Below are 17,960 nucleotides of genomic sequence, written 5' to 3'. Positions count from 1 at the left end.
TAGCTATATGGATATATTCATCCCTGAGAAATGTCAAAGGCAATTTCCGCAGGGTAGCAACAGGCCCGCCCGCTTTGTCGCGGGCGCTGCCCGAGCCTCACATCGGCGGCATCTTTTCGAATTTCGCCACATCAGGGTCGAGCCGGTCCCAAGCCTGGCCGCGCATGGTGTAGGTCGCCATGTCAGGCCGGTAGCGCTCGGGCTCGTCGAGACTGGCGGCGTGGATGGTGAAGAAATCCGGCATATAGGAGAAGGTTAGATAGACAGGCGCGCCGCAGGCGGGGCAGAAGCCGCGTGTCTTGACGTTGCCGTTGTCGGCGACCATCTGCCAGTGGCTGGCCTCGCCTTCGAGCTTCACCGCCTGCCGGCTTGGAAAGGTCAGATAGGATCCGTGGCCGGTGCCGCTCGTCCGCTGGCAATCGCGGCACTGGCAGTCGTTCATCGCAATCGGCTCGGCCGAGATCTCGTAATGGATGGCGCCGCAGGCGCAGCCACCGGTATAGGGCTCGCTCATTGCTTTCTCCTGATGTTGTTGGGGAATACGGCTTTCAAGCCGGCTCAGTCCTCGCCGCTGGCGAGGGCGCCGATATTCTTCACGACCTTTTTCCAGCCTTCGCCCATCTTCTGGAAGGCGGTTTCGTTTTTCGGCAGCACGAAGCCGGAATGGACGAGGCGCAGCCGGGTGCCGTTTTCGGCTCTGGAAAGGATGAAAGTGACGACGGTATCGAGCGGCGAGCCGTAGCCGGTATTGTCCGCATGCCCGCCTTTCCAGGCATAGGAGAGACGCTCGTTCGGCTTCACCTCCAGCACCTCACAGTGAATGGTGCCATCCCAGCCGCCGGCCGGCGTCGTCTGATAGGTGAAGCGCTTGCCCTCGATCGGCTCGAATCCTTCAGGCATCATCAGCCAGCGGCCCATCAGCTCGGCCGTGGTTAGCGTTTTCCAGATCGTTTCCGGCTGATGCGGGAAAACCTCGTCGACGACGATCTCGTGCGTGTCGGGCTTCAATGCTGCGTCGTTCATGGATCGATTTCCTTCAGCAATGTTCTGAGATTGGTAAAGCGGTCGCGCCAGAAGAGGCCGTAATGGCTCATCCAATCGACAAGCGGCGCAAGTCCCTCGGGCTCGGCGCGGTAATAGACCTTGCGCCCTTCAGGGCGCTCCGTAACCAGGCCCGCCTGCTTCAGCGCCTTGAGATGCTGCGAGACGGCGCCCTGCGTCACGTGGCTCGCCCGCGTCAACTCGACGACGGTGATCTCATCGGAGTTGACGATCTGCTCGAACACGGCCCGCCGGGTGGGGTCGGCAAGGGCGCGCATGACGGCGTCGATGGAAGCGGTCTGGATCATGAGAAAATCAATAGCCTGCACTAATTGATGAGTCAAGACTAATTTGTATCTGTCTCCGGGGTTGAGTGAAAAGCGATGCCCGGTGTTTGAACAGCCCTATGACGGCACCTTGCGTCTGCGCTCGCCACCGCAGCTCGGTGCACCTTGCACGACGGCGACCACCGCCTGTTGCCGCTTTCCTTGTCCTCCGACGGATATCCGCGAATTCGCCGGCGGAGCCGACACCATGCCATCGCACAGATTTCGAGCCGGGCCGGAACCTCGTCAGACCTGCGAAGTTTGCGAAACGAGGAGAATTCCACATGCATTTGATACAGTTGTTTATTCCGGCAGCGCCGCGGGCGGCGGTCGACTTCGCAGACATTATCGCGACAATTCAGCGCGAGATGACGGAGCGCCATGGCGGAGTGACGGCATATCTGAATTCCCCCGCAAAGGGGCTTTGGTCCAATGATGAGGGCACCGAAGAAGATACCGTCATCGTGATCGAAGTGATGGTGAACAGTCTCGACCGGGCCTGGTGGCGCCAATACCGGCGCAAACTCGAAGAGTTGCTCCGGCAGGATGAACTGCTCGTGCGGGCACTTCCGGTCGAAACGCTCTGACCGCTGGAAGCCCCCATGGACACGCAATTCCGGCATCTTGAAATCTACCGCAGAGAGGGTGAGTTCGCAGCCTGGCCGGCAAATTATGGTCTCTGGTCCTGGGCTGACGAAATGGTCGTCGTCTTCGCGCGCGGCAAACTCGGAGCCAAGGGGGAGTTGCACGAACTGGACCGTGATTATCCATTCGTCCCCTGGCAGGCACGCAGCCTGGACGGCGGACTGACATGGATGGGCGAGCCGTTCTGCGGCCGCGTGCCGGGTGGGCTCTCGCTTTCGGCCGACGAGCACCTGAACGCCGATCTCAAGATTCGTCCCCATCTGTCGGTCCGTGATGACCTCTGCGTTCTGGATGAACCCATAGACTTTCTCGATCCCGGGACGATCGTGATGTGCGCCAGAACCGATGTACAGGGCGATGCTGTCAGCTGGTTCTATGTCAGCCGGGATCGATGCCTGACATGGCAAGGTCCATATCGTTTCATCGGCTTGCATCTTCCGATCTCGGCGCGCACCGATATCGTTCCTCTTGGCAGAGACCATGCGCTCTTCATGCTCAGCACCTCCAAAGAGGACGGTGCGGAAGGCAGAGTGTTCTGTGCGCGCACCGCGGACGGCGGGCGCAGCTTCGTCCTTCAAGGCTTTGTCGGCCCAGAACCTGAGGGCTATTCGATCATGCCGGCCTCGACGGCACTTTCCGGTGGCGCCGTGCTGACCTTGACGCGCTGCATGGGGAGGGGCGGTGGCAAGGGTTGGATAGAAGCCTTCACCTCCCACGACGAAGGGAAGACCTGGACGCGGAAAGGCTGCGTCGTCGACGACACGGGCAGCAATGGCAATCCGCCAGCGCTCGGACGGATCGAAGGCATGCTTCTCGTCGTCTACGGCTACCGTGATCCGCCATTTGGTATGAGGATGCGCGTGAGTTTCGATGACGGCCAGACATGGGGCGCCGAGAAGGTCATCCGGAGCGACGCCGGCACGGCTGATCTCGGTTATCCCAGAATCGCAAAACGCGGCGATGGATCCCTGCTCGCTGTCTACTACTTCAACGATGGCGACAGGGAGGAGCGTTACGTCGCAGCGTCTATTGTCACGCCTGCCAAAGATCAACAAGGAGCCGAGGCGCAGTTGTGAGCCCCCATCATCTCATCATGGGCCGAAGAGGAACGTTCGAAGCGCGTTCGGGGAACAAAGCCGGGAACCTGTGGTTCGGGGCCGCGGCAGTCGCTGCCACGACATGGGAGGTTAGACATGCAAAACGATTTCACAGATCCGGCAGGAAGAAGCGCATCGGCGCAGACACCGTCCTCATCCCCTGGTTTGGGTTCTTCGCCGGGGACGCGCACGTCCATTTCCGATCTGGAAGCGAAGGTGAGCGAAGATGTTTCCGCCGCCAAGGAAACAATCAAGGAAGGCGCCGACACTGCCGTCGAGAAGGTCAAGGAGGTCATTTCCGAACGCACCAGCTTCGCTGCTCGCCAGGTCGGCGGCGTTGCAACGGCACTTGAGAAAGCGGGCGCCGAAATGGAAAGCTCCGGCCAGGCGGAGGTCGGGCGATACGCCAGGCAAATCGGGCGGAGCGTGCAGACCGTCGCTCGGCGGATGGAAGGCAAGGACATCGGCGAAATCGCGACCATGGCCGAGGATTTCGGGCGCAGGCAACCGCTCGCCTTTCTCGGGATAGCCGCACTTGCAGGCCTGGCCGCGAGCCGCTTCCTGACAGCCTCCGCGAAAAGGCAAACAGCTGCCGCGCCGCGCGAACCATCGATTGGCCTTCGCCCCGGCATCGCAACGACCGGAGGCGAAAACTATGGCTAAATCTTCAGAGAACACACCCCTCTCCGAGCTCGTCAGTGGCCTCGTTGGTGACGTCACGGGCCTGCTCCGCAAGGAAATCGATCTTGCCAAGGCGGAGGCTTCGGAAAAACTTTCGCAGGCGCTCAGCGGCGTGGAAATTCTCCTAGTTGGAGTGGTTCTGGCGATCGGGGCGGTCGGCGTCTTGCTGAGTGCCCTTGTCGGCGGTCTCGCGGCCTTCCTCGTGACACAGGGTTTTACCCAAACCACTGCCAGTGCGCTCGCCTCTCTGATCGTCGGCATCATCATTGCCGGCATCGCCTGGGCATTGGTCTCCCGGGGCCTCGCCGCGCTTCGCGCCAATAACATGACACTGGATCGTACTGCGACCTCGCTTCGCCGCGACGTTGATGTTGTGAAGGACAAAATCTGATGGAAAGTTCAATGGAAAAAACATCGGCCGAGCTTCAGCGGGAGATCGACCAGGACCGCCGCCGCATAGGAGACCGGATTGACGCGATTCAGGAACGGATGTCGCCGGGCCAGCTCATCGATGAGGTCATCGCATACGCCAAGGGAAGCGGCGGCGCAGAGTATGTCAGCAATCTTGGCCGCGCCCTCAAGGCGAACCCTCTGCCGGTCGCGCTGATGGGCGTGAGCCTCGCCTGGCTCATGGCAAAGGGCAGTCCGTCATCAGGTGACACGGCGACCTGGAGGGAGGATCCTGAATACCCGCTTTATCCGGCGACCGGCCGGGTTCGCAGGATTGGTCCGCCGGCAATGGAAAACGGAGCGCGTTATAGCCATTTTGCCGACGAATCCGGCAAGCGGTTGAAGGCGTTGACGGACGAAACAGGAGCTCGCGCCGGCCATTTCATGGACGAGGCGGGCAAGACCTATCGCGGCTTTGCCGACGCCAGCGGAAAACAGATCAATCAGATCGCCGACGAAACTGGTGCAATGCTCGACGCGGCAACCGGCTGGGCGGCGGAGAAATGGGAGCAGGCGAAAAGCGCCGCGAGCGACCTAACCGCCCGTGCGTCCGGCGCGGCGAGCTCGCTGTCGAGCCGATCCTCTTCGGCGGCGACCAGTCTTCAGGAGCAAACGAGCAAGCTCAACGAGGCGATCCTCACCCATTTCCGCGACCAGCCGCTGGTCGGCGGTGCTCTGGCTTTCGCGGTCGGTGCCGCGATCGGCGCGGCGCTGCCCCATACCGACACCGAGGATGAGTTGGTCGGCGAAGCCGCAGATAGCACTAGAGATAGCCTCAGCCGCCAGGCCCAGGACGTCGTCGCGCAGGGTAAAGAGGTAGCGTCGGAGGTCTATCACACGGCCGTGGACGTTGCCTCCGATACTCATGATGCCATCAAGGAACGCGTGGTGGATGAAGCCGAAGCTTTCATAGATCGCAAGGATGGCCTAGGCGGAAGCGATCGGCGGTAGAGGATCCATCCCGGTCGGCCAGGAAAAGGTTCCACGCGGAAAGAGGCGCTGTTTGACTGATCCGCTTCGCGGAAGTCTCAGATGGCCGTCTGCATGAGGTATGACGATTTTTCGACGGGAACGCGCGCGACGATTTTCATCACGAGCGTGGGAGCGACATGGGGAACAGAGCTTACTCGTCCGTCTTTGTAGAGCACCCGCAAGAGGCAGGTTTGGCTGTCGTAATCAAGCTCGGCGATCGTCTTTGAATGGACCGGAAATTGCATCTTCAGCTGCCCCCTGCTGCAGCATGATCAAGACCAAACAGCCGACCGCCGCCCACCATGGGATGCTTGATCGGCCCGAGAACTCCTCACCATTGCGGCGGCCGGCGGTGCTGGCCAAAATCCTGCTGGCGAAATCTCAGCAGAATCTAATCAGAGCCGCCATAGAAATCGCGTGAAATCGGCGTGACACACGTTCCGCGGCTATGGGGCGCGAGGACACTAGAATAAGATGTAGGTGGCCGTACAGCAATCCAGGGAATCCGGGCCATCATGCGAGCGAATGGCCTGCGGCACGGAAATCGGATGCCGGCCGAAAGTTCGCCGTACCCTCGAGAATGTCCGTCGACGACGTATTAAATCACATGTTATCAGTCGCTTGCCCTATCGGCGCCGGAACTTTTGCTGGCCTGCCGGGTTTGCTGCCCATGTTGAAGAAGCAGCTCATCCAGCCGAGACTCGGGACGATCAGCGTCATCGACGACCAACAGGTTCATGTCCTTGAAAGCGGCTCAACAAATGGAAGCCCAGTTGTTGTTCTTCATGGCTGCGGCAGTCTGGCGCAAGAGGTGCTGCTTCCTATCGAAAACAGCAAACACCGACTGATCGCCGTCGATCGTCCCGGCTACGGATTGAGTTCCCCGCTGCCGCCACCGGAGCGGGGTCCGCTCGGGCAGTCTTTCTGGCTTGAGCGTTTCATCGAGACCGCGGGGGTCGGCCCTGTAACGATCGTCGCCCATTCGATCGGCAGTGCCTCAGCCCTTCATCTGGCCGCCCGCAGACCTGAGCTCTTGAAAGCGCTCTTGTTGCTCTCGCCTTGCTGCAGCCCGGTTCCCCCGGAACCCTTGATCCTGCTGCGCGCCGCGGTTGCGCCCTTGATAGGGCCGGCGATCCGCCGCCACATCATGCCTCGCTGGGCTTCCTTCTTTCTCCGGCACGGACTTCGCTCATCATCATTCCCCAATGCTCTTCCCTCCCATCTGAGCATGTTGCCTGCCGGCCATATGATCCGGGCAAGCGCGATCGAGACGATGGCCGACGAGTTGCGAGCCTTCAACCGGGACATGGTTTTGCTGGCAGGTCTGCCCGAGCAGCTTCCCGTTCATGTGCTCTTCGGGTCGCAAGACCTAGTCGTCGATCCGGACCGGCACATCGGTTGGCTTCGGCAAAGACATCCCGGCCTCCTTGTGAAATGCCTCGAAGGCGTCGGCCATTTGCCACATCATATCGCCCCGACCGTGGTGTTGCGGATGCTGAACGCGATCATCGAAGAGCGTTCCTCCTTACCGGAGGCCGAGCCTGCGACATTGACAGATGTCGCGTAGTGGTGGCCGGGCTTGAAAGCGATTGCTTCGCCCGGATCGTCGCCGAATTCCTTGCCAGCTGGCAGGGTGCGCAAGGCCTGGTTGGAGAAGCGTCGGTTCTGGTGGACGGCGGCGTCGATCTGCAGCTTCGCGTCGCCTGGCTGGAGCAGCATGTGCGGCTCCAGAACTGAATGGCCGGGCCGCGGAGGTGACCGGAGGCTTTCGCTCCTGCCCCGGCTTCTCCTGCTCACGGAACAATATCCCAATAGCGATGTTGGTATGGCAATAAGCCTAAGACCATGGGAGGAAACCATGCATAAGTCTCTTCAGTTCATATTGTGCGGCCTGGCCGCCATGAGCGGGCTGACCATCGCCCCGACGCTCGCCGCTGCGCAGGATTTGGAATTGCGCCTCGGCCCCGGTGGGGTCGGCGTTTACGACCGGGACCGGGACCGAGACCGCGACCGTTACGACCGCTACGGCCGTCGCGGGCCGCGTGGCTGCGATCCCGATGACGCGCTCGACATTGCCCGCAGCGAAGGCCTTCGCCGCGCCCAGATCGTCCGCATGTCGCCGCGCAGCATTGTCGTCCAGGGAATGACGCGCCGCGGGCCGGAACGCATGGTCTTCGCCAACCGGCGTGGCTGCCCGGAAATATGACCGTACGAAAATGAAACCGGCTGTCCGGACGCTTTAGCGCGACATTGCTTTTTTGCAACGTCGGCTGGCCGAGCGGACCGAAGCGGTTTTCCCGTCGAATTGCAGACAACAGATGGAGCGGTTCGCCTGAACCGTACTGACAATCACCGGAGGAATGCATCATGATGAGTGGTCAATTGAAGGCGCTTCTCGCCGTTCTTGCCGTTGCCGGCTACCAGAACAGGGAGAAAATCGGCGAGCTCCTGCGCGGCCTGCAGAACCCGCAGCCATCCGGCGCGGGAGGCCAGCAGCAGGGCGGGCTCGGCGGTATTCTCGGCAGGCTCGGTTCCGGCGGTGGCTTGGGCGGCCTTCTCGGCGGCCTGACCTCCGGCGGCATCGTCAGCGGCGGTCTCGGCGACCTCCTGAAGACGTTCCAGCAGAACGGCCACGCCGACAAGATGGAATCCTGGGTGCGCCCCGGCCAGAACGCCGACATCAAGGACGGCGAGCTCGCCGAAGCCCTCGGCCCCGATGTTCTGAACGAGATCGCCAGGAATACCGGCCTGTCGCATGAGGAGATTCTCGGGCGCTTGAGCCGCGATCTTCCGAAAGCCGTCGATGAGCTGACGCCGGAGGGAAGGCTGCCGACCGCCGAGGAAGATGTCTTGTCTCCGGCAGGCCAGGCGACCACATCCGGGCGGCCGAGCGGCGTCTAGGCACTTTCGTTCGGCCGTGCCGCGGGCATCGCTGAAACGCCCTTGCGAGATCGCCACGAGTCTCTCAGGTCCGAACCGCAGAGATCGCCTTGCACTCCGTCCACCTGGGGTTTGACCTGAGGACCCAAGCAGGTCTCCGGCCGCTGGCATGGATCCCAGGTTCAAGGTCCGGGATGACGGAGGGTGGGCGGCGTGGGTGCCTACTTTCCCAAGTGCTTGCGAAGAAACGTGTACACGCTGCGGATGGACTTTGCCGCGGCGTTGCGATCGTATTTTTCGATATGACCCAAAACCCGCTTTCCCACCGCGAATTCCGGGGCATCGAAACCGTGATAAGCGCCCTTGTAGATATTGAGTTCGACGGGCGCGGCATTGTCACTGAAACGGGCAAGCCTCTTCTGGCATCGTTCGGGCCGGCTCCAATTGTCACGTTCGCCAATCAAAATCAGGTTCGGCACCGTCGCATCGCCACGATCTGCGTCGCAGGCGGGATAAAAGGCAATCGCCGCGCGGAACTTGCGCTCCACGAGCTGCTCGTATCCTTCGATTTTCGTGGCGTCCAGCGTCGCGGTGCCGCCCGCCGAAAAGCCCATCAAGGCGACGCGCCGGGCATCGACGAAGCCTGATTTCGACAGGAATTCCAAAGCGCCATAGGCGTCGAAGACGCGGTCGGGGAGGTGGCTTCGACATGTGTCGGTGAGGCTGCGAGTGGTGAAGCTGTCGACAACAAGCACGACATAACCCCATGAGACCAGCCGTTGCGGCCAAAGCTCCCTGACGCTCGCACGCATGTGATCGCATCCATGCATGACGACGACGGCCGGGAAGGGGCCATCGCCTGGAGGCCGGGACAAATATCCGAGCAAGGGCGTGCCTTGCGGCTGCGGGAGAATTTCCCCCAGCTCCCGGGCTTTGCGGATACGAAACGGGCTGAGCTTCACGGGCACGCTTTCGAACCGCACCAGTTCGTCGGCCTTTGCCGGGCTTTCAGCCAGCGTGACGCCAAGAAAGGTGACGAAGGACAGAAAAAGTCTCGCGGTTTTCACAGGCTCCTCCACCCGTGTAATCGACGGCCTGCTGCTAATATAATCCTCGATGACCATGGATGGTATTGCTTGCCGTCCGAGGATCCATGTTGGTTTTGCTGGGTCGGGCATGGATCCCAGGCTCAAGGCCTGGGATGACGGAGGGTGGGGTGGCGTTTTGCCAAACCTGTCGGAGCAACGCGTGGAATCTGGCGTTCACCTTGGTCGAGAAGGCTCGATTTTACACTGGCGCGAGACCGACAATCAGCGCTTGGTCACCCCCTGAGAGATCATTTATCACTACCGCAAATCCAAGCTGCGAATGTTGAATCCAGAGGTGATATCGGCGATCAAGTCGGTATCGCTCTTCGATCTCATGCGTATTCGCCAAGACTTTCTGGCCAGCGCCATCATACACCAGTCGGTTTTGCCACAGAGTCCACTCCTTGCTCCGTCATCCCAAGGCTTGACCCTGGGATCCACCCCCGTCCCGATGGGGACCGCGCATGATCCCAGCCTCAAGGCTCCTCAACGCCTGGGATGACGGAGAGTGGGGTAGCGTTTCACCAAAGCCGCAGCCGGAGCGGCGTGACCTGCTGCCGGTTTCGTGGACACCGAGTTAAGGTGTTTCCAATGAAACTGGAACGCATGAATGCAACGAAGGAAGTTCAGCCGCGAGTATAAGCTTGAGGCAGTGAAGTTGGTGCGAGAGCGTGGGGTCAGCGTTGCGCAGGCATCCCGCGATCTGGATGTTCATGAAAATGTCCTGCGCAAGTGGGTAAGAGAATACGGCTCCGATCCTGCGCGCTCTCGGGCGCGTGGAGGGAAGGCTGACCGGCATCGAGGAAAACGTCGCGCTGCTGCGCCAGAAGATGAGCGACGAAAAAGCCAATGCTTATGATGGAAGGGCGGTGATCCACAAGCGCCTCGACGAGCAGACAAGGCAGATCGCCCATGTCGATACGAAAGCAGCGATCAGCGGCGGCGCCGATGCACGGATCCGCGCCGAGATCGGCATGCTCAAGGAAACCGTCGAGAAGAACCAGGAGACGCCCCGGCGCTCGCGGAGTGGAAACGGATGAAATCGATCGGCTACGGGATTTCAGGCCTGATCGCCTTCGCCGGGCTGACGACTGGCGGCATCGTCGCCTATGCCAGCGACGGCGCCGTGGCGGCGCTCAGGCACTGGTTGAAGATCAGTTGAGGTGGGGGCGTTGATCGACAGCAATCCAGCGAAACTGCGCCTGATACATTGGTGTCATTAAGGGCGAGATAAAGGTTCCTAAATTTTAGACTTTGCTAACGAACCAAACCGGCGCCTGTTTGTTATTCCTTTCAGGAGGAAACAGACATGAAAAGCATGAACAATCGCCAAGTCCGTATTCCCGGTCCGCGGGAGCATGATGTTGCTGAGCATTGCCGCAAGTTTGGAATTGGGCCGGCGGAGGAGAAGAAGCTGAAAAAGCTGCTCGGCTCTCGCGCGCCGTTGCATGAGATCCAGGCCAATGCGCCGCCACGCCAGCCGAAATGGCGGTGAATGCATGCAGCCGAGCTGTCTGTATTTCCGAACGCGGAAGCACAAATGCCGGCATCGATAGATTGTGCGGCGAAGTTTTACCCGGGAGGCGCGACTATCGGTAACGGAATATTTCCGCCTCGAGAAATAAGTTAGGAAATACTCCGCTGTTCAAGTATCTCCGCAGGGAACTTCCGGCACGAGCCGGTGTTTTCATCGATGGGCCGCGTGGCACGGTTTTCGTCTCCTGTATCCCCTGCTACCCCTGCAGGCGCTGCGCGGCCCACTGAGGCAGGTCATTCCTGGCTGACGGTGGCGTGCGGGTGCCTGCGCGCCTCCGTTTAATGCTGCAGCTCACGCGACAGCATCAGAATGTAATCATCGGCGATATCGGCGACCACCATGGCCGCTTCCGCCGGGGGAAAGCCCCAGCCGACGGCCTCGGCGACAATCTTCATCACATGCGGTTCAAGCGCCTCGCGGCAGTCGGACAGAGTTTCGACATGCGGGCATTTGGCACGAAATTCCACGACATTGCTCATGGCATACCCTCCGTTTGATGTTGCTACGCCCTTGATGCATGGAGCCGGTCTTTCCTGGGAAAGGTGGGCTGTGGGTCCGGTGAGCCATCCCGGACATTGTAATCGTGAAAAGACGATGGCATAGGGCGGCACGCATTCAAGCGGATGCTGATATTAAGGTAAGCCGGTAGGGTTAATTCGTCCGGCGGCAGCCGGTCAGTTTCTGCCCGCCTGTCAGGCGATGGCGCAACCTCTTGTTTCCCTGTCGCTTTCCGGCACGAAAAACTACCGTTCTCGTCGGATTTTTGCGGGAAATACCGGAATTTACCATGCGCGGCGAGAGGAATGGCCCGGAGGCCGCAGCCTTGTGCCGGGGCGGGACGAAGACAAGGAAAAGCCCGTCTTCACGGGCTTTCCATCTGCAATTTTGAATGTCGAAACATGCAGCCGCCTCAGGCCGCGGAAAAGGGCACGGCGACGAAGGTTTTATGACCGTCGCGCTCGACGAGCAGCAGCACCGATTTGCGGCCGGCCTTGCCGGCTTCGGCGATCGCAGCCTTGACATCGCGGGCATTGTGCACCGGCCGGTCGTTGACCGAGACGATGACGTCGCCCGACTGGATGCCGGCCGCGGCCGCCGACTTGTCCGGCTTGACGCTGGCGACCACGGCGCCGCTGACCGAGCGGGGCAGGTCGAGCTGCTGGCGTACATCGGGCGTCAGGTCGGCAAGGCCGATGCCGAGGCTCGGCTGGCCGGAGGCCTGGCCCTGCGTTTCCGGGCTTGTCGTCGCGGCCTGCTTCTGGCTGTCGGCATTGGCGCCGACGGTCACGTTGAGATCGATCGTCTTGCCGTCGCGCCAGACTGCGAGCGATTCCCGCGTGCCCGGCGAAAGATCGGCGACGAGCCGCGACAGGTCCTTCGGCGTCTTGACGGCCTCGCCGCCGACCGAGGTGACGATATCACCGGGTTTCAGGCCGGCTTGGGCGGCCGGCGTATCGGCGGAAACGGCGGCCACCAGCGCGCCGCCGGTTTTGTCGAGGCCGACGGCATCGGCGACGTCCTTGGTGACCGGCTGGATCTGCACGCCGAGATAGCCGTGATCGATCGAGCCGTTCTTCTGAAGCTTGGCGACGATCGCCTTGGCCTCATCGGAGGGAATGGCGAAGCCGACTCCGACGCTGCCGCCGTTCGGCGAATAGATGGCGGTATTGATGCCGACCACCTTGCCTTCGCGGTCGACGAGCGGGCCGCCTGAGTTGCCGTGGTTGATCGGCGCATCGATCTGGATGAAATCGTCATAGGGTCCGCTATGCAGGTCGCGGCCGCGCGCCGAGACGATGCCCGCCGTCACCGTGGTGCCGATGCCGAAGGGATTACCGATCGCCAGGATCTGGTCGCCGAGCTTCAATTTGTCGGAATCGCCCCAGGCGATGGTCTGCAGCGGCTTGCCCGCCGCTATCTTCAGGACGGCGACATCGGATTTGGGATCGGTGCCGATCAGCTTGGCCGGCAGTTCGGTGCCGTCGTCGAGCGTCACCTTGATATCGAGAGCATTGTCGATGACATGGTTGTTGGTGACGATGACGCCGTCGGGGCTGATGATGAAGCCGGAACCGAGCGCCATCGCATGCTGCGAGGGCTGATTGTGCGGCGCCTGCCGGGGCAGGGGGATGCCCTGATCCTCGAAGAACTGGCGAAACTGCTCGTCCATTGGCGATTGCTGATCGGCGCTGACATCGGTCGTCCTCATCGTCGTGGTGATGGTGACGACGGCCGGCTTGTCGGCATCGACGATTGAGGCGAACGAGCCGCTTGCGGCAAGGATGCCGCCGGTATCCGAAGGCGCGGCAAAAGCCTTGGACGTGTTGATCGCAAAAGGCAGACAGGCCGCGCCGGCGATGATCGCGGCTCCGACGAGCGCTGCGGTGCGGTGTTGGCGGAGGATGTGTGACATGGCGGTAATCCCTTGGGCACTCGCCCTTTGGAAGAAGATTGGCTTTTGATGGCGTCGTGGTTCCATGTCATGGGACCTGGCGTCGAATGGCGTATGGCGCCAATTCTCTCGGGGGCACGCGCAGTCGTCGCGGGCGGCGGCCGGGCGAATGGAAGAATTCGCGCTTGCCGATTCATATGATCGCGCCGGACCGATTTACAAATTAAATATCCATCATGTTTATATTGCCGATTTGTAAGGTTTCACTTGGGTTTAACCATGCTTTCGAGAGGGCTGCGGCGCCGGCAGCTTCCGTTCGGCATCATGGCTCCCTTTCCATCGAAATTAAGCGGGCCTATGCCGGCGATCGGCGGTCCGCCGTCCGCGCCCGAAATTGCCGAATGATGATCCTGAGCCTGCCGGAACATGTCGAGACGATCAGATGTTAGTAGACTCTAAAATATTTCTTCTTCAGAAAATAATGAGGGAGAATCGGCGGTGGTCGAGTCCCATGACGGCAGACGGGGGACGATGAGCAAGTCGGTGGAGTGGGGGAGGAAGTCCAGGCGCGACGCGCCTGTGAAGCTGAGCGATGTGGCCAAGAAGGTGGGCGTCAGCCCGATCACCATCTCGCGCGCGCTGCGCAATCCAGAAATCGTCTCCGAGGATCTGCGCGAGGAGATCCTGCGCATCGTTGAGGAGATGGGCTATATTCCCAATCTCGCCGCCCGGGCGCTGGCCGGCCGCCACAACGGCATCGTCGCCGTCATCACGCCCGCCTTGCACCAATACGGCTTTACCAGCCTGATGATCGGCATCGAGGATCGTTTCCGCAACACCGATCTCACCGTGCAATATTCCAATACGCTGCACCATGCCGAGGGCGAGGCCGGCCTGTTGAAATCCTTCCTGACGCAGAAGCCGGCCGGCGTCATCATTGCCGGCGCCGAATCCTATCGCGATCTTCTGCCGCTGATCGACAATGCCGCTTGTCCCATCGCCCATGTCACCGATCTGAGCCAGGAGCCGCAGAAGCTGGTCGTCGGCCTCGATCATTATATGGCAGGCGCCGAACCCACCCGCTTCCTGTTGTCGAGGGGCTACAAGAGGATCGCCTTCTTCGGCCGCGGCGCCGATGTCCGCTCGCGCCGGCGGATAGAGGGCTACGAGGCGGTGATGCGGGGCGCGGGACGTTTCGATCCCGATCTCATTATCGGCGGGGATGCGCCAAGCCGCACCGGCCTCGGCCGGGATCTGTTTGCCCGCCTGATCGAGCGCGTGCCCGATGTCGATGCCGTCTTTGCCCAGAGCGACGAACTGGCGCTCGGCGTCCTTATCGAATGCAAGGCGCGCGGCATCCGCGTGCCGGAGGAGCTCGGCATCTGCGGCTTCAACGATCTGGAATTCTCCGCCTTCATCGAGCCGTCGCTGACGACGGTGTACATTCCGCGCCAGGACATCGGCTACCGCGTCGCCGACATGCTGCTGCGCGCCATCCGCGACGAACCGCCTGACGAAGACAGGGTCGATTGCGGTTTTTCGATCATCCCGCGCGGTTCGACACGCTAATCCGCTCCGACACCGCAACAATAGACGTGGAGCCGAGCCTTGCTGAAGCAGCCGCTAGGCATCATTGGCATTATTCCCTATATGGACGATATGACGATCACTTTGCTGAAAAATGGATAAGGTAGGCTTGTCGTTTGACAGAATGCGCACCTTTGTTCGGGTCGCCGAGCGCGCCAACCTGTCGATGGTCGCAAGGGAGCTGGGCGTCGGCCAATCCACCGTGACGCGGCACCTCAATGAACTGGAGGAGGCAGTCGGCGTGGCCCTCCTCAGCCGCACCACGCGCCGCGTCACCCTGACGGAGGAAGGCAGTCGCTATTATACCAACTGCCTTCAGATATTGCGGCTGGTCGAACAGGCTGCGGAAGAAGCCAGAGATGCCCGTCAGGCCCCCGCCGGCGCAGTTCGCCTTTCGTGTACGGCAGCGCTTGGCGTCATGCATGTCACGCGCATGATCTTTGACTTCCAGGACAGGCATCCTGATATCCGCGTCGACCTCAACCTGACGGACGAGCGTATCGACCTGGTTCGCGAAGGCGTTGACGTGGCACTGCGTCTTGGACCTCTCGCCGACAGCTCGATGAAACTTCATGCGATCGGAGAGAGCCAGCGGCTGCTGGTCGGCGCTCCAGCTTATCTGTCCGCCCGGGGACGCCCGGAGCGCCCGGCCGATCTGTCACGCTACGAAACCGTGGTGATGTCCAACGTCGCAGGCAGCAATCAGCTCCTTCTTTCCTCTCCCGATGGCACCAGCCTGGTGATCCCGGTCAGCGGCCGGCTGCGTGTCGACCACGGGCTTGCGGCGCGCGAAGCCCTTGCCGCCGGACGCGGCATCGGCCCGACCCATCTCTGGCTGGTTCACGATCTTCTGGACGATGGCCGGCTCGAGGTGGTGCTTGGAGACTATCGGCCTTCGTCGGTTCCGGTGAGCTTGCTGATAGTGCCGGAGCGTGCAGCCATCGCCCGCGTTCGGCTCCTCGTCGACTTTCTTGCCGCCGAGATTGCCAGGCTGCCGGGAATCCGGCCGACGTAGGTCTTCGCAATACCGCTGCCGTGCTTTTGCGAGACAGGCTTCAACCTGCGAAAGACCGCTTGTCGCCGCGCCACCCCGACGTCCGCAGAAACTGCTCCCAGTTGAGCGTCTCGGGGACCAGGCGCCGGCTCCATTCGAGATCGTGCTCCTTGCCGAAATAGCCATACTCGACAGCATATTCGACCATCCCGAGAATCTCTCGAACGAGAAATTCGTTGGTGGCAAACTCCGGAAAGTAGGTCAGTAGCCCGTCCCTGGTGAAAGCATTCCGATACTCGGCCTTGATGCCGGTCACGCGTTGAAAGGTTTCGACCATCTCACGCGGCGAAATGATATCGCCGACGATCGGCAGCGTCGTGCCGTTAAAGCGCTCGGGGTGCGAGACGATCTCGAGGACAACAGGCCCGGTCGCCGTCAGCGGATCGACAAAAGGTGCCCGGAAATCTTCAGGAAGATAAATCGGCAAGAGCAGAGTGTCGCCATCCATGCGCGGCGCATAATATTCGAGAAGATTGGTGTAGAAGAATGCCGGCATGATGAAGGAATGCGAGACCGGCAGGCCGCGAATGTAATCGGCAACGCGGGCTTTGTCGGTGAAATGCGGCGCATATTTCGTCCCGCCGGTGATCGTGTCGACATTCTCCAGCGTGCTGAAAACAATGTGCTTAACGCCGGCCTCCACGGCGGCATCCGCCAGTTGCTGCCCGAGAGGCGCCTCGCTTGTCTCCGGCGGGGCGATCGGCGGCGTCATCAGAAAGGCACCGTCCGCGCCCCTGAACGCAGCAACGAGATCCTTCTGCCGGCCGAGCTCGAGAGGCGCGGGGACGATCTCGGCGCCGAGCTTCGCCAGACGCAAAGCTTCCGGCGAATCCTTTCTGCGCGTGAAAGCACGGACGCGGAAGCGCTGGCTTGCAAGAAGGGTCGCAACGACGCTGCGGCCCTGTTTGCTCGTTGCACCGGTAATCGCAATCAGTGGCTTGTTGTCTGTAGACATGGCTTTCATCTTTCCCTGTCATTGGCTGCCGGCTGGAGAGCCGGGCCTCTTTCTGCCGGGAGGGCGGTGGCCGATGCCGATGGCCCACCCGATGGCAAGGCAGCTTTAGCTCAACAGGGATTACGGCTGTAGATAGCTATAATGCATAATATAGTGCTGTTTTCTGGATAAATGGCAGGAACGGGATGGCCGGAAGCGCCGGCGAAGCAAAGGCTCTGCCGGCGCCTCTTGCTCAGGGTATCAGCAGGATACTGCCCGCCGAGCGTCCGGATTCCATTTCTTCGTGCGCCTTGGCAACATCGGCCAAACGGTATTCGGCCGCGATCTGCGAAACGATTCCCATTTCCATCGCCCCGACTGCAGCGAGTGCTGCTTCGCGATACTGTCCGATGTCAGCACACCAGGCCATGATGCTCGGATGGGAGAGGGCCTTGCCCGGGCGAAGCTCCTCGACAGGCACGGGCGGAATGGCACCGGCGGCCTGACCGATGGTGACAGCCATGCCGAATGGCCGGACAGAGCGTATGGTTTTGAGGAGCATGTCGCCGCCGATGCCGTCATAGGCAACGTCTACGCCGAGCCCGTTGGTGAACCGCTTCACTTCCGAGACGATATCGGCGTCTCGTCCGACGATAAGGTGATCGGCGCCACAGGACGCGGCGAGCGCAGCCTTTTCGGCAGAACCGACCGTCCCGATCACCGTGGCATCGAGCGATTTGGCCCAGCGAACGAGGATGCTGCCGAGCCCGCCCGCGGCGGCATGGATCAGAACCTGCGTTCCCCCACGCACGTCATAAGTCTTTTTCAACAGCATGTAGGCCGTCATGCCCTTGAGGAGCGAACTAGCTGCCGTTTTTGCCGAAACGGCATCCGGCAGCTTGATCGCCCTTTCAGCGGCTATATTCCGCGCGGAGCGATAGGCGCCAACCGGAGGCCCGGCATAGGCGACGCGGTCACCCCTTCGCAACATCGAGACGCCCGCGCCGACATCCTCGACGATGCCCGCCGCCTCGGCGCCGATCACCGCGGGGTAGGCCGGCATCGGATAGAGGCCCTTGCGATGATAGACATCGAGAAAGTTGGTTCCGATCGCCTCATGGCGAATTTTGATCTCGCCGTCACCGGGAGGCTTGCAATCATGCTGCTCGACATGGAACTGGGTGACGTCGCCGGGGGCGTTCAGCCATATGATTTGGTCGGTCATCGCTCGTGCTCTCCTTTATGTCGGGAGATTAAGCGCTGGCGTGATGTGTGA

22 protein-coding genes and 2 pseudogenes are annotated in these 17,960 nt (G+C 61.2%); 15 read left to right on the top strand and 9 right to left on the bottom strand.

Annotated elements, in window-relative coordinates; genetic code table 11:
• Positions 1-97: 97 nt before the first annotated feature.
• Genes GGI60_RS27955 through GGI60_RS27945 form a run of 3 tightly spaced genes read right to left on the bottom strand, consistent with a single transcriptional unit; the run spans position 98 to position 1,349 of the window.
• On the bottom strand, positions 98-514 hold the full coding sequence (locus tag GGI60_RS27955; RefSeq protein WP_183919409.1) for a GFA family protein: 417 nt from the start codon (positions 512-514) through the stop codon (positions 98-100).
• 44 nt (positions 515-558) lie between these two features.
• Complete coding sequence (locus tag GGI60_RS27950; protein ID WP_183919407.1) at positions 559-1,023, bottom strand: SRPBCC family protein; 465 nt, start codon at positions 1,021-1,023, stop codon at positions 559-561.
• Entirely contained in the window at positions 1,020-1,349 is a 330-nt protein-coding gene (locus GGI60_RS27945) for an ArsR/SmtB family transcription factor (RefSeq protein ID WP_138393692.1), read from the bottom strand. The genes GGI60_RS27950 and GGI60_RS27945 overlap by 4 nt, the downstream gene beginning before the upstream one ends.
• A gap of 302 nt (positions 1,350-1,651) precedes the next feature.
• On the opposite strand from GGI60_RS27945, the gene GGI60_RS27940 reads away from it, so the two are divergent.
• The 5 genes from GGI60_RS27940 (at position 1,652) to GGI60_RS27920 (ending at position 5,191) form a co-directional block, all read left to right on the top strand.
• Entirely contained in the window at positions 1,652-1,954 is a 303-nt protein-coding gene (locus GGI60_RS27940) for a hypothetical protein (protein WP_183919406.1), read from the top strand.
• A gap of 15 nt (positions 1,955-1,969) precedes the next feature.
• Positions 1,970-3,088: a sialidase family protein gene (locus tag GGI60_RS27935; RefSeq protein ID WP_183919403.1), complete on the top strand. Its 1,119-nt coding sequence runs from the start codon at positions 1,970-1,972 to the stop codon at positions 3,086-3,088.
• A 117-nt stretch (positions 3,089-3,205) separates the two neighbouring features.
• Complete coding sequence (locus GGI60_RS27930; protein WP_183919401.1) at positions 3,206-3,772, top strand: nutrient deprivation-induced protein; 567 nt, start codon at positions 3,206-3,208, stop codon at positions 3,770-3,772.
• Positions 3,765-4,181 (top strand): phage holin family protein, encoded by a 417-nt coding sequence (locus tag GGI60_RS27925; RefSeq protein WP_183919399.1) that lies wholly within the window; start codon positions 3,765-3,767, stop codon positions 4,179-4,181. Before GGI60_RS27930 ends, GGI60_RS27925 begins: the two co-directional genes overlap by 8 nt.
• On the top strand, positions 4,181-5,191 hold the full coding sequence (locus tag GGI60_RS27920; RefSeq protein ID WP_183919397.1) for a DUF3618 domain-containing protein: 1,011 nt from the start codon (positions 4,181-4,183) through the stop codon (positions 5,189-5,191). Before GGI60_RS27925 ends, GGI60_RS27920 begins: the two co-directional genes overlap by 1 nt.
• Before the next feature lie 77 nt (positions 5,192-5,268).
• Here GGI60_RS27920 and GGI60_RS27915 read toward each other — a convergent pair whose 3' ends face one another.
• Positions 5,269-5,457 carry a hypothetical protein gene (locus tag GGI60_RS27915; protein ID WP_183919394.1) on the bottom strand — a complete coding sequence of 63 codons (189 nt, stop codon included), beginning with the start codon at positions 5,455-5,457 and terminating at the stop codon, positions 5,269-5,271.
• A gap of 23 nt (positions 5,458-5,480) precedes the next feature.
• Here GGI60_RS27915 and GGI60_RS27910 point away from each other — a divergent pair, with 23 nt between their 5' ends.
• The 5 genes from GGI60_RS27910 to GGI60_RS27890 all read left to right on the top strand — a co-directional run bounded on the left by GGI60_RS27910 (position 5,481) and on the right by GGI60_RS27890 (position 8,113).
• The gene (locus GGI60_RS27910) at positions 5,481-5,633 is read left to right on the top strand and encodes a hypothetical protein (RefSeq protein WP_183919392.1); all 153 of its coding nucleotides are present in this window, start codon (positions 5,481-5,483) and stop codon (positions 5,631-5,633) included.
• 249 nt (positions 5,634-5,882) lie between these two features.
• Positions 5,883-6,779 (top strand): alpha/beta fold hydrolase, encoded by an 897-nt coding sequence (locus GGI60_RS27905; protein WP_183919485.1) that lies wholly within the window; start codon positions 5,883-5,885, stop codon positions 6,777-6,779.
• Positions 6,779-6,949, top strand: coding sequence for a hypothetical protein (locus GGI60_RS27900; RefSeq protein ID WP_246720506.1), 171 nt, complete (start codon positions 6,779-6,781; stop codon positions 6,947-6,949). Before GGI60_RS27905 ends, GGI60_RS27900 begins: the two co-directional genes overlap by 1 nt.
• A 121-nt stretch (positions 6,950-7,070) precedes the next feature.
• A complete protein-coding gene (locus GGI60_RS27895; RefSeq protein ID WP_183919390.1) occupies positions 7,071-7,418 on the top strand; it encodes a hypothetical protein in 348 nt (115 codons plus the stop codon).
• Between the two features lie 161 nt (positions 7,419-7,579).
• Positions 7,580-8,113 (top strand): YidB family protein, encoded by a 534-nt coding sequence (locus tag GGI60_RS27890; RefSeq protein ID WP_183919388.1) that lies wholly within the window; start codon positions 7,580-7,582, stop codon positions 8,111-8,113.
• Between the two features lie 200 nt (positions 8,114-8,313).
• Here GGI60_RS27890 and GGI60_RS27885 read toward each other — a convergent pair whose 3' ends face one another.
• Complete coding sequence (locus GGI60_RS27885; RefSeq protein ID WP_183919386.1) at positions 8,314-9,216, bottom strand: dienelactone hydrolase family protein; 903 nt, start codon at positions 9,214-9,216, stop codon at positions 8,314-8,316.
• Between the two features lie 574 nt (positions 9,217-9,790).
• On the opposite strand from GGI60_RS27885, the pseudogene GGI60_RS27880 reads away from it, so the two are divergent.
• From GGI60_RS27880 to GGI60_RS27870, 3 genes and pseudogenes are all read left to right on the top strand, one after another.
• Positions 9,791-9,949: pseudogene (locus GGI60_RS27880) on the top strand (transposase); the annotation flags it as partial.
• A pseudogene (locus tag GGI60_RS27875) lies at positions 9,936-10,342 on the top strand (DUF1515 domain-containing protein). The pseudogenes GGI60_RS27880 and GGI60_RS27875, both read left to right, overlap by 14 nt.
• 147 nt (positions 10,343-10,489) lie before the next feature.
• Positions 10,490-10,675: a hypothetical protein gene (locus GGI60_RS27870; protein ID WP_096770842.1), complete on the top strand. Its 186-nt coding sequence runs from the start codon at positions 10,490-10,492 to the stop codon at positions 10,673-10,675.
• Positions 10,676-10,995: 320 nt separating this feature from the next.
• Here the strand turns inward: GGI60_RS27870 and GGI60_RS27865 are convergent, their stop codons facing one another.
• Entirely contained in the window at positions 10,996-11,196 is a 201-nt protein-coding gene (locus GGI60_RS27865) for a hypothetical protein (RefSeq protein ID WP_096770843.1), read from the bottom strand.
• Positions 11,197-11,627: 431 nt separating this feature from the next.
• On the bottom strand, positions 11,628-13,130 hold the full coding sequence (locus GGI60_RS27860; protein ID WP_183919384.1) for a DegQ family serine endoprotease: 1,503 nt from the start codon (positions 13,128-13,130) through the stop codon (positions 11,628-11,630).
• 510 nt (positions 13,131-13,640) lie between these two features.
• Between GGI60_RS27860 and GGI60_RS27855 the strand changes: the two genes are divergently transcribed.
• Both GGI60_RS27855 and GGI60_RS27850 read left to right on the top strand, forming a co-directional pair.
• Entirely contained in the window at positions 13,641-14,678 is a 1,038-nt protein-coding gene (locus GGI60_RS27855; RefSeq protein ID WP_183919483.1) for a LacI family DNA-binding transcriptional regulator, read from the top strand.
• 112 nt (positions 14,679-14,790) lie between these two features.
• On the top strand, positions 14,791-15,711 hold the full coding sequence (locus GGI60_RS27850) for a LysR family transcriptional regulator (protein ID WP_183919382.1): 921 nt from the start codon (positions 14,791-14,793) through the stop codon (positions 15,709-15,711).
• 40 nt (positions 15,712-15,751) lie between these two features.
• Here the strand turns inward: GGI60_RS27850 and GGI60_RS27845 are convergent, their stop codons facing one another.
• Together GGI60_RS27845 and GGI60_RS27840 are read right to left on the bottom strand one after the other, a co-directional pair.
• Positions 15,752-16,705: an NmrA/HSCARG family protein gene (locus GGI60_RS27845; RefSeq protein WP_183919380.1), complete on the bottom strand. Its 954-nt coding sequence runs from the start codon at positions 16,703-16,705 to the stop codon at positions 15,752-15,754.
• 232 nt (positions 16,706-16,937) lie between these two features.
• Complete coding sequence (locus tag GGI60_RS27840) at positions 16,938-17,909, bottom strand: quinone oxidoreductase (protein WP_183919378.1); 972 nt, start codon at positions 17,907-17,909, stop codon at positions 16,938-16,940.
• Positions 17,910-17,960: the final 51 nt, after the last annotated feature.

Origin of the sequence: Rhizobium lentis (assembly GCF_014200175.1) — a bacterium.
Lineage (GTDB): Bacteria > Pseudomonadota > Alphaproteobacteria > Rhizobiales > Rhizobiaceae > Rhizobium > Rhizobium mulingense.
Note: the sequence above shows the minus strand (reverse complement) of the source record. Positions and strands in the feature narration are given on the sequence as shown.

What these genes read in the sequence shown, in the direction of transcription:
- GGI60_RS27955 (WP_183919409.1), bottom strand. Translation starts at nt 514, where the DNA reads ATGAGCGAGCCCTATACCGGTGGCTGCGCCTGCGGCGCCATCCATTAC.
- GGI60_RS27950 (WP_183919407.1), bottom strand. Translation starts at nt 1,023, where the DNA reads ATGAACGACGCAGCATTGAAGCCCGACACGCACGAGATCGTCGTCGAC.
- GGI60_RS27945 (WP_138393692.1), bottom strand. Translation starts at nt 1,349, where the DNA reads ATGATCCAGACCGCTTCCATCGACGCCGTCATGCGCGCCCTTGCCGAC.
- GGI60_RS27940 (WP_183919406.1), top strand. Translation starts at nt 1,652, where the DNA reads ATGCATTTGATACAGTTGTTTATTCCGGCAGCGCCGCGGGCGGCGGTC.
- GGI60_RS27935 (WP_183919403.1), top strand. Translation starts at nt 1,970, where the DNA reads ATGGACACGCAATTCCGGCATCTTGAAATCTACCGCAGAGAGGGTGAG.
- GGI60_RS27930 (WP_183919401.1), top strand. Translation starts at nt 3,206, where the DNA reads ATGCAAAACGATTTCACAGATCCGGCAGGAAGAAGCGCATCGGCGCAG.
- GGI60_RS27925 (WP_183919399.1), top strand. Translation starts at nt 3,765, where the DNA reads ATGGCTAAATCTTCAGAGAACACACCCCTCTCCGAGCTCGTCAGTGGC.
- GGI60_RS27920 (WP_183919397.1), top strand. Translation starts at nt 4,181, where the DNA reads ATGGAAAGTTCAATGGAAAAAACATCGGCCGAGCTTCAGCGGGAGATC.
- GGI60_RS27915 (WP_183919394.1), bottom strand. Translation starts at nt 5,457, where the DNA reads ATGCAATTTCCGGTCCATTCAAAGACGATCGCCGAGCTTGATTACGAC.
- GGI60_RS27910 (WP_183919392.1), top strand. Translation starts at nt 5,481, where the DNA reads ATGATCAAGACCAAACAGCCGACCGCCGCCCACCATGGGATGCTTGAT.
- GGI60_RS27905 (WP_183919485.1), top strand. Translation starts at nt 5,883, where the DNA reads ATGTTGAAGAAGCAGCTCATCCAGCCGAGACTCGGGACGATCAGCGTC.
- GGI60_RS27895 (WP_183919390.1), top strand. Translation starts at nt 7,071, where the DNA reads ATGCATAAGTCTCTTCAGTTCATATTGTGCGGCCTGGCCGCCATGAGC.
- GGI60_RS27890 (WP_183919388.1), top strand. Translation starts at nt 7,580, where the DNA reads ATGATGAGTGGTCAATTGAAGGCGCTTCTCGCCGTTCTTGCCGTTGCC.
- GGI60_RS27885 (WP_183919386.1), bottom strand. Translation starts at nt 9,216, where the DNA reads ATGGTCATCGAGGATTATATTAGCAGCAGGCCGTCGATTACACGGGTG.
- GGI60_RS27870 (WP_096770842.1), top strand. Translation starts at nt 10,490, where the DNA reads ATGAAAAGCATGAACAATCGCCAAGTCCGTATTCCCGGTCCGCGGGAG.
- GGI60_RS27865 (WP_096770843.1), bottom strand. Translation starts at nt 11,196, where the DNA reads ATGAGCAATGTCGTGGAATTTCGTGCCAAATGCCCGCATGTCGAAACT.
- GGI60_RS27860 (WP_183919384.1), bottom strand. Translation starts at nt 13,130, where the DNA reads ATGTCACACATCCTCCGCCAACACCGCACCGCAGCGCTCGTCGGAGCC.
- GGI60_RS27855 (WP_183919483.1), top strand. Translation starts at nt 13,641, where the DNA reads ATGAGCAAGTCGGTGGAGTGGGGGAGGAAGTCCAGGCGCGACGCGCCT.
- GGI60_RS27850 (WP_183919382.1), top strand. Translation starts at nt 14,791, where the DNA reads ATGGATAAGGTAGGCTTGTCGTTTGACAGAATGCGCACCTTTGTTCGG.
- GGI60_RS27845 (WP_183919380.1), bottom strand. Translation starts at nt 16,705, where the DNA reads ATGTCTACAGACAACAAGCCACTGATTGCGATTACCGGTGCAACGAGC.
- GGI60_RS27840 (WP_183919378.1), bottom strand. Translation starts at nt 17,909, where the DNA reads ATGACCGACCAAATCATATGGCTGAACGCCCCCGGCGACGTCACCCAG.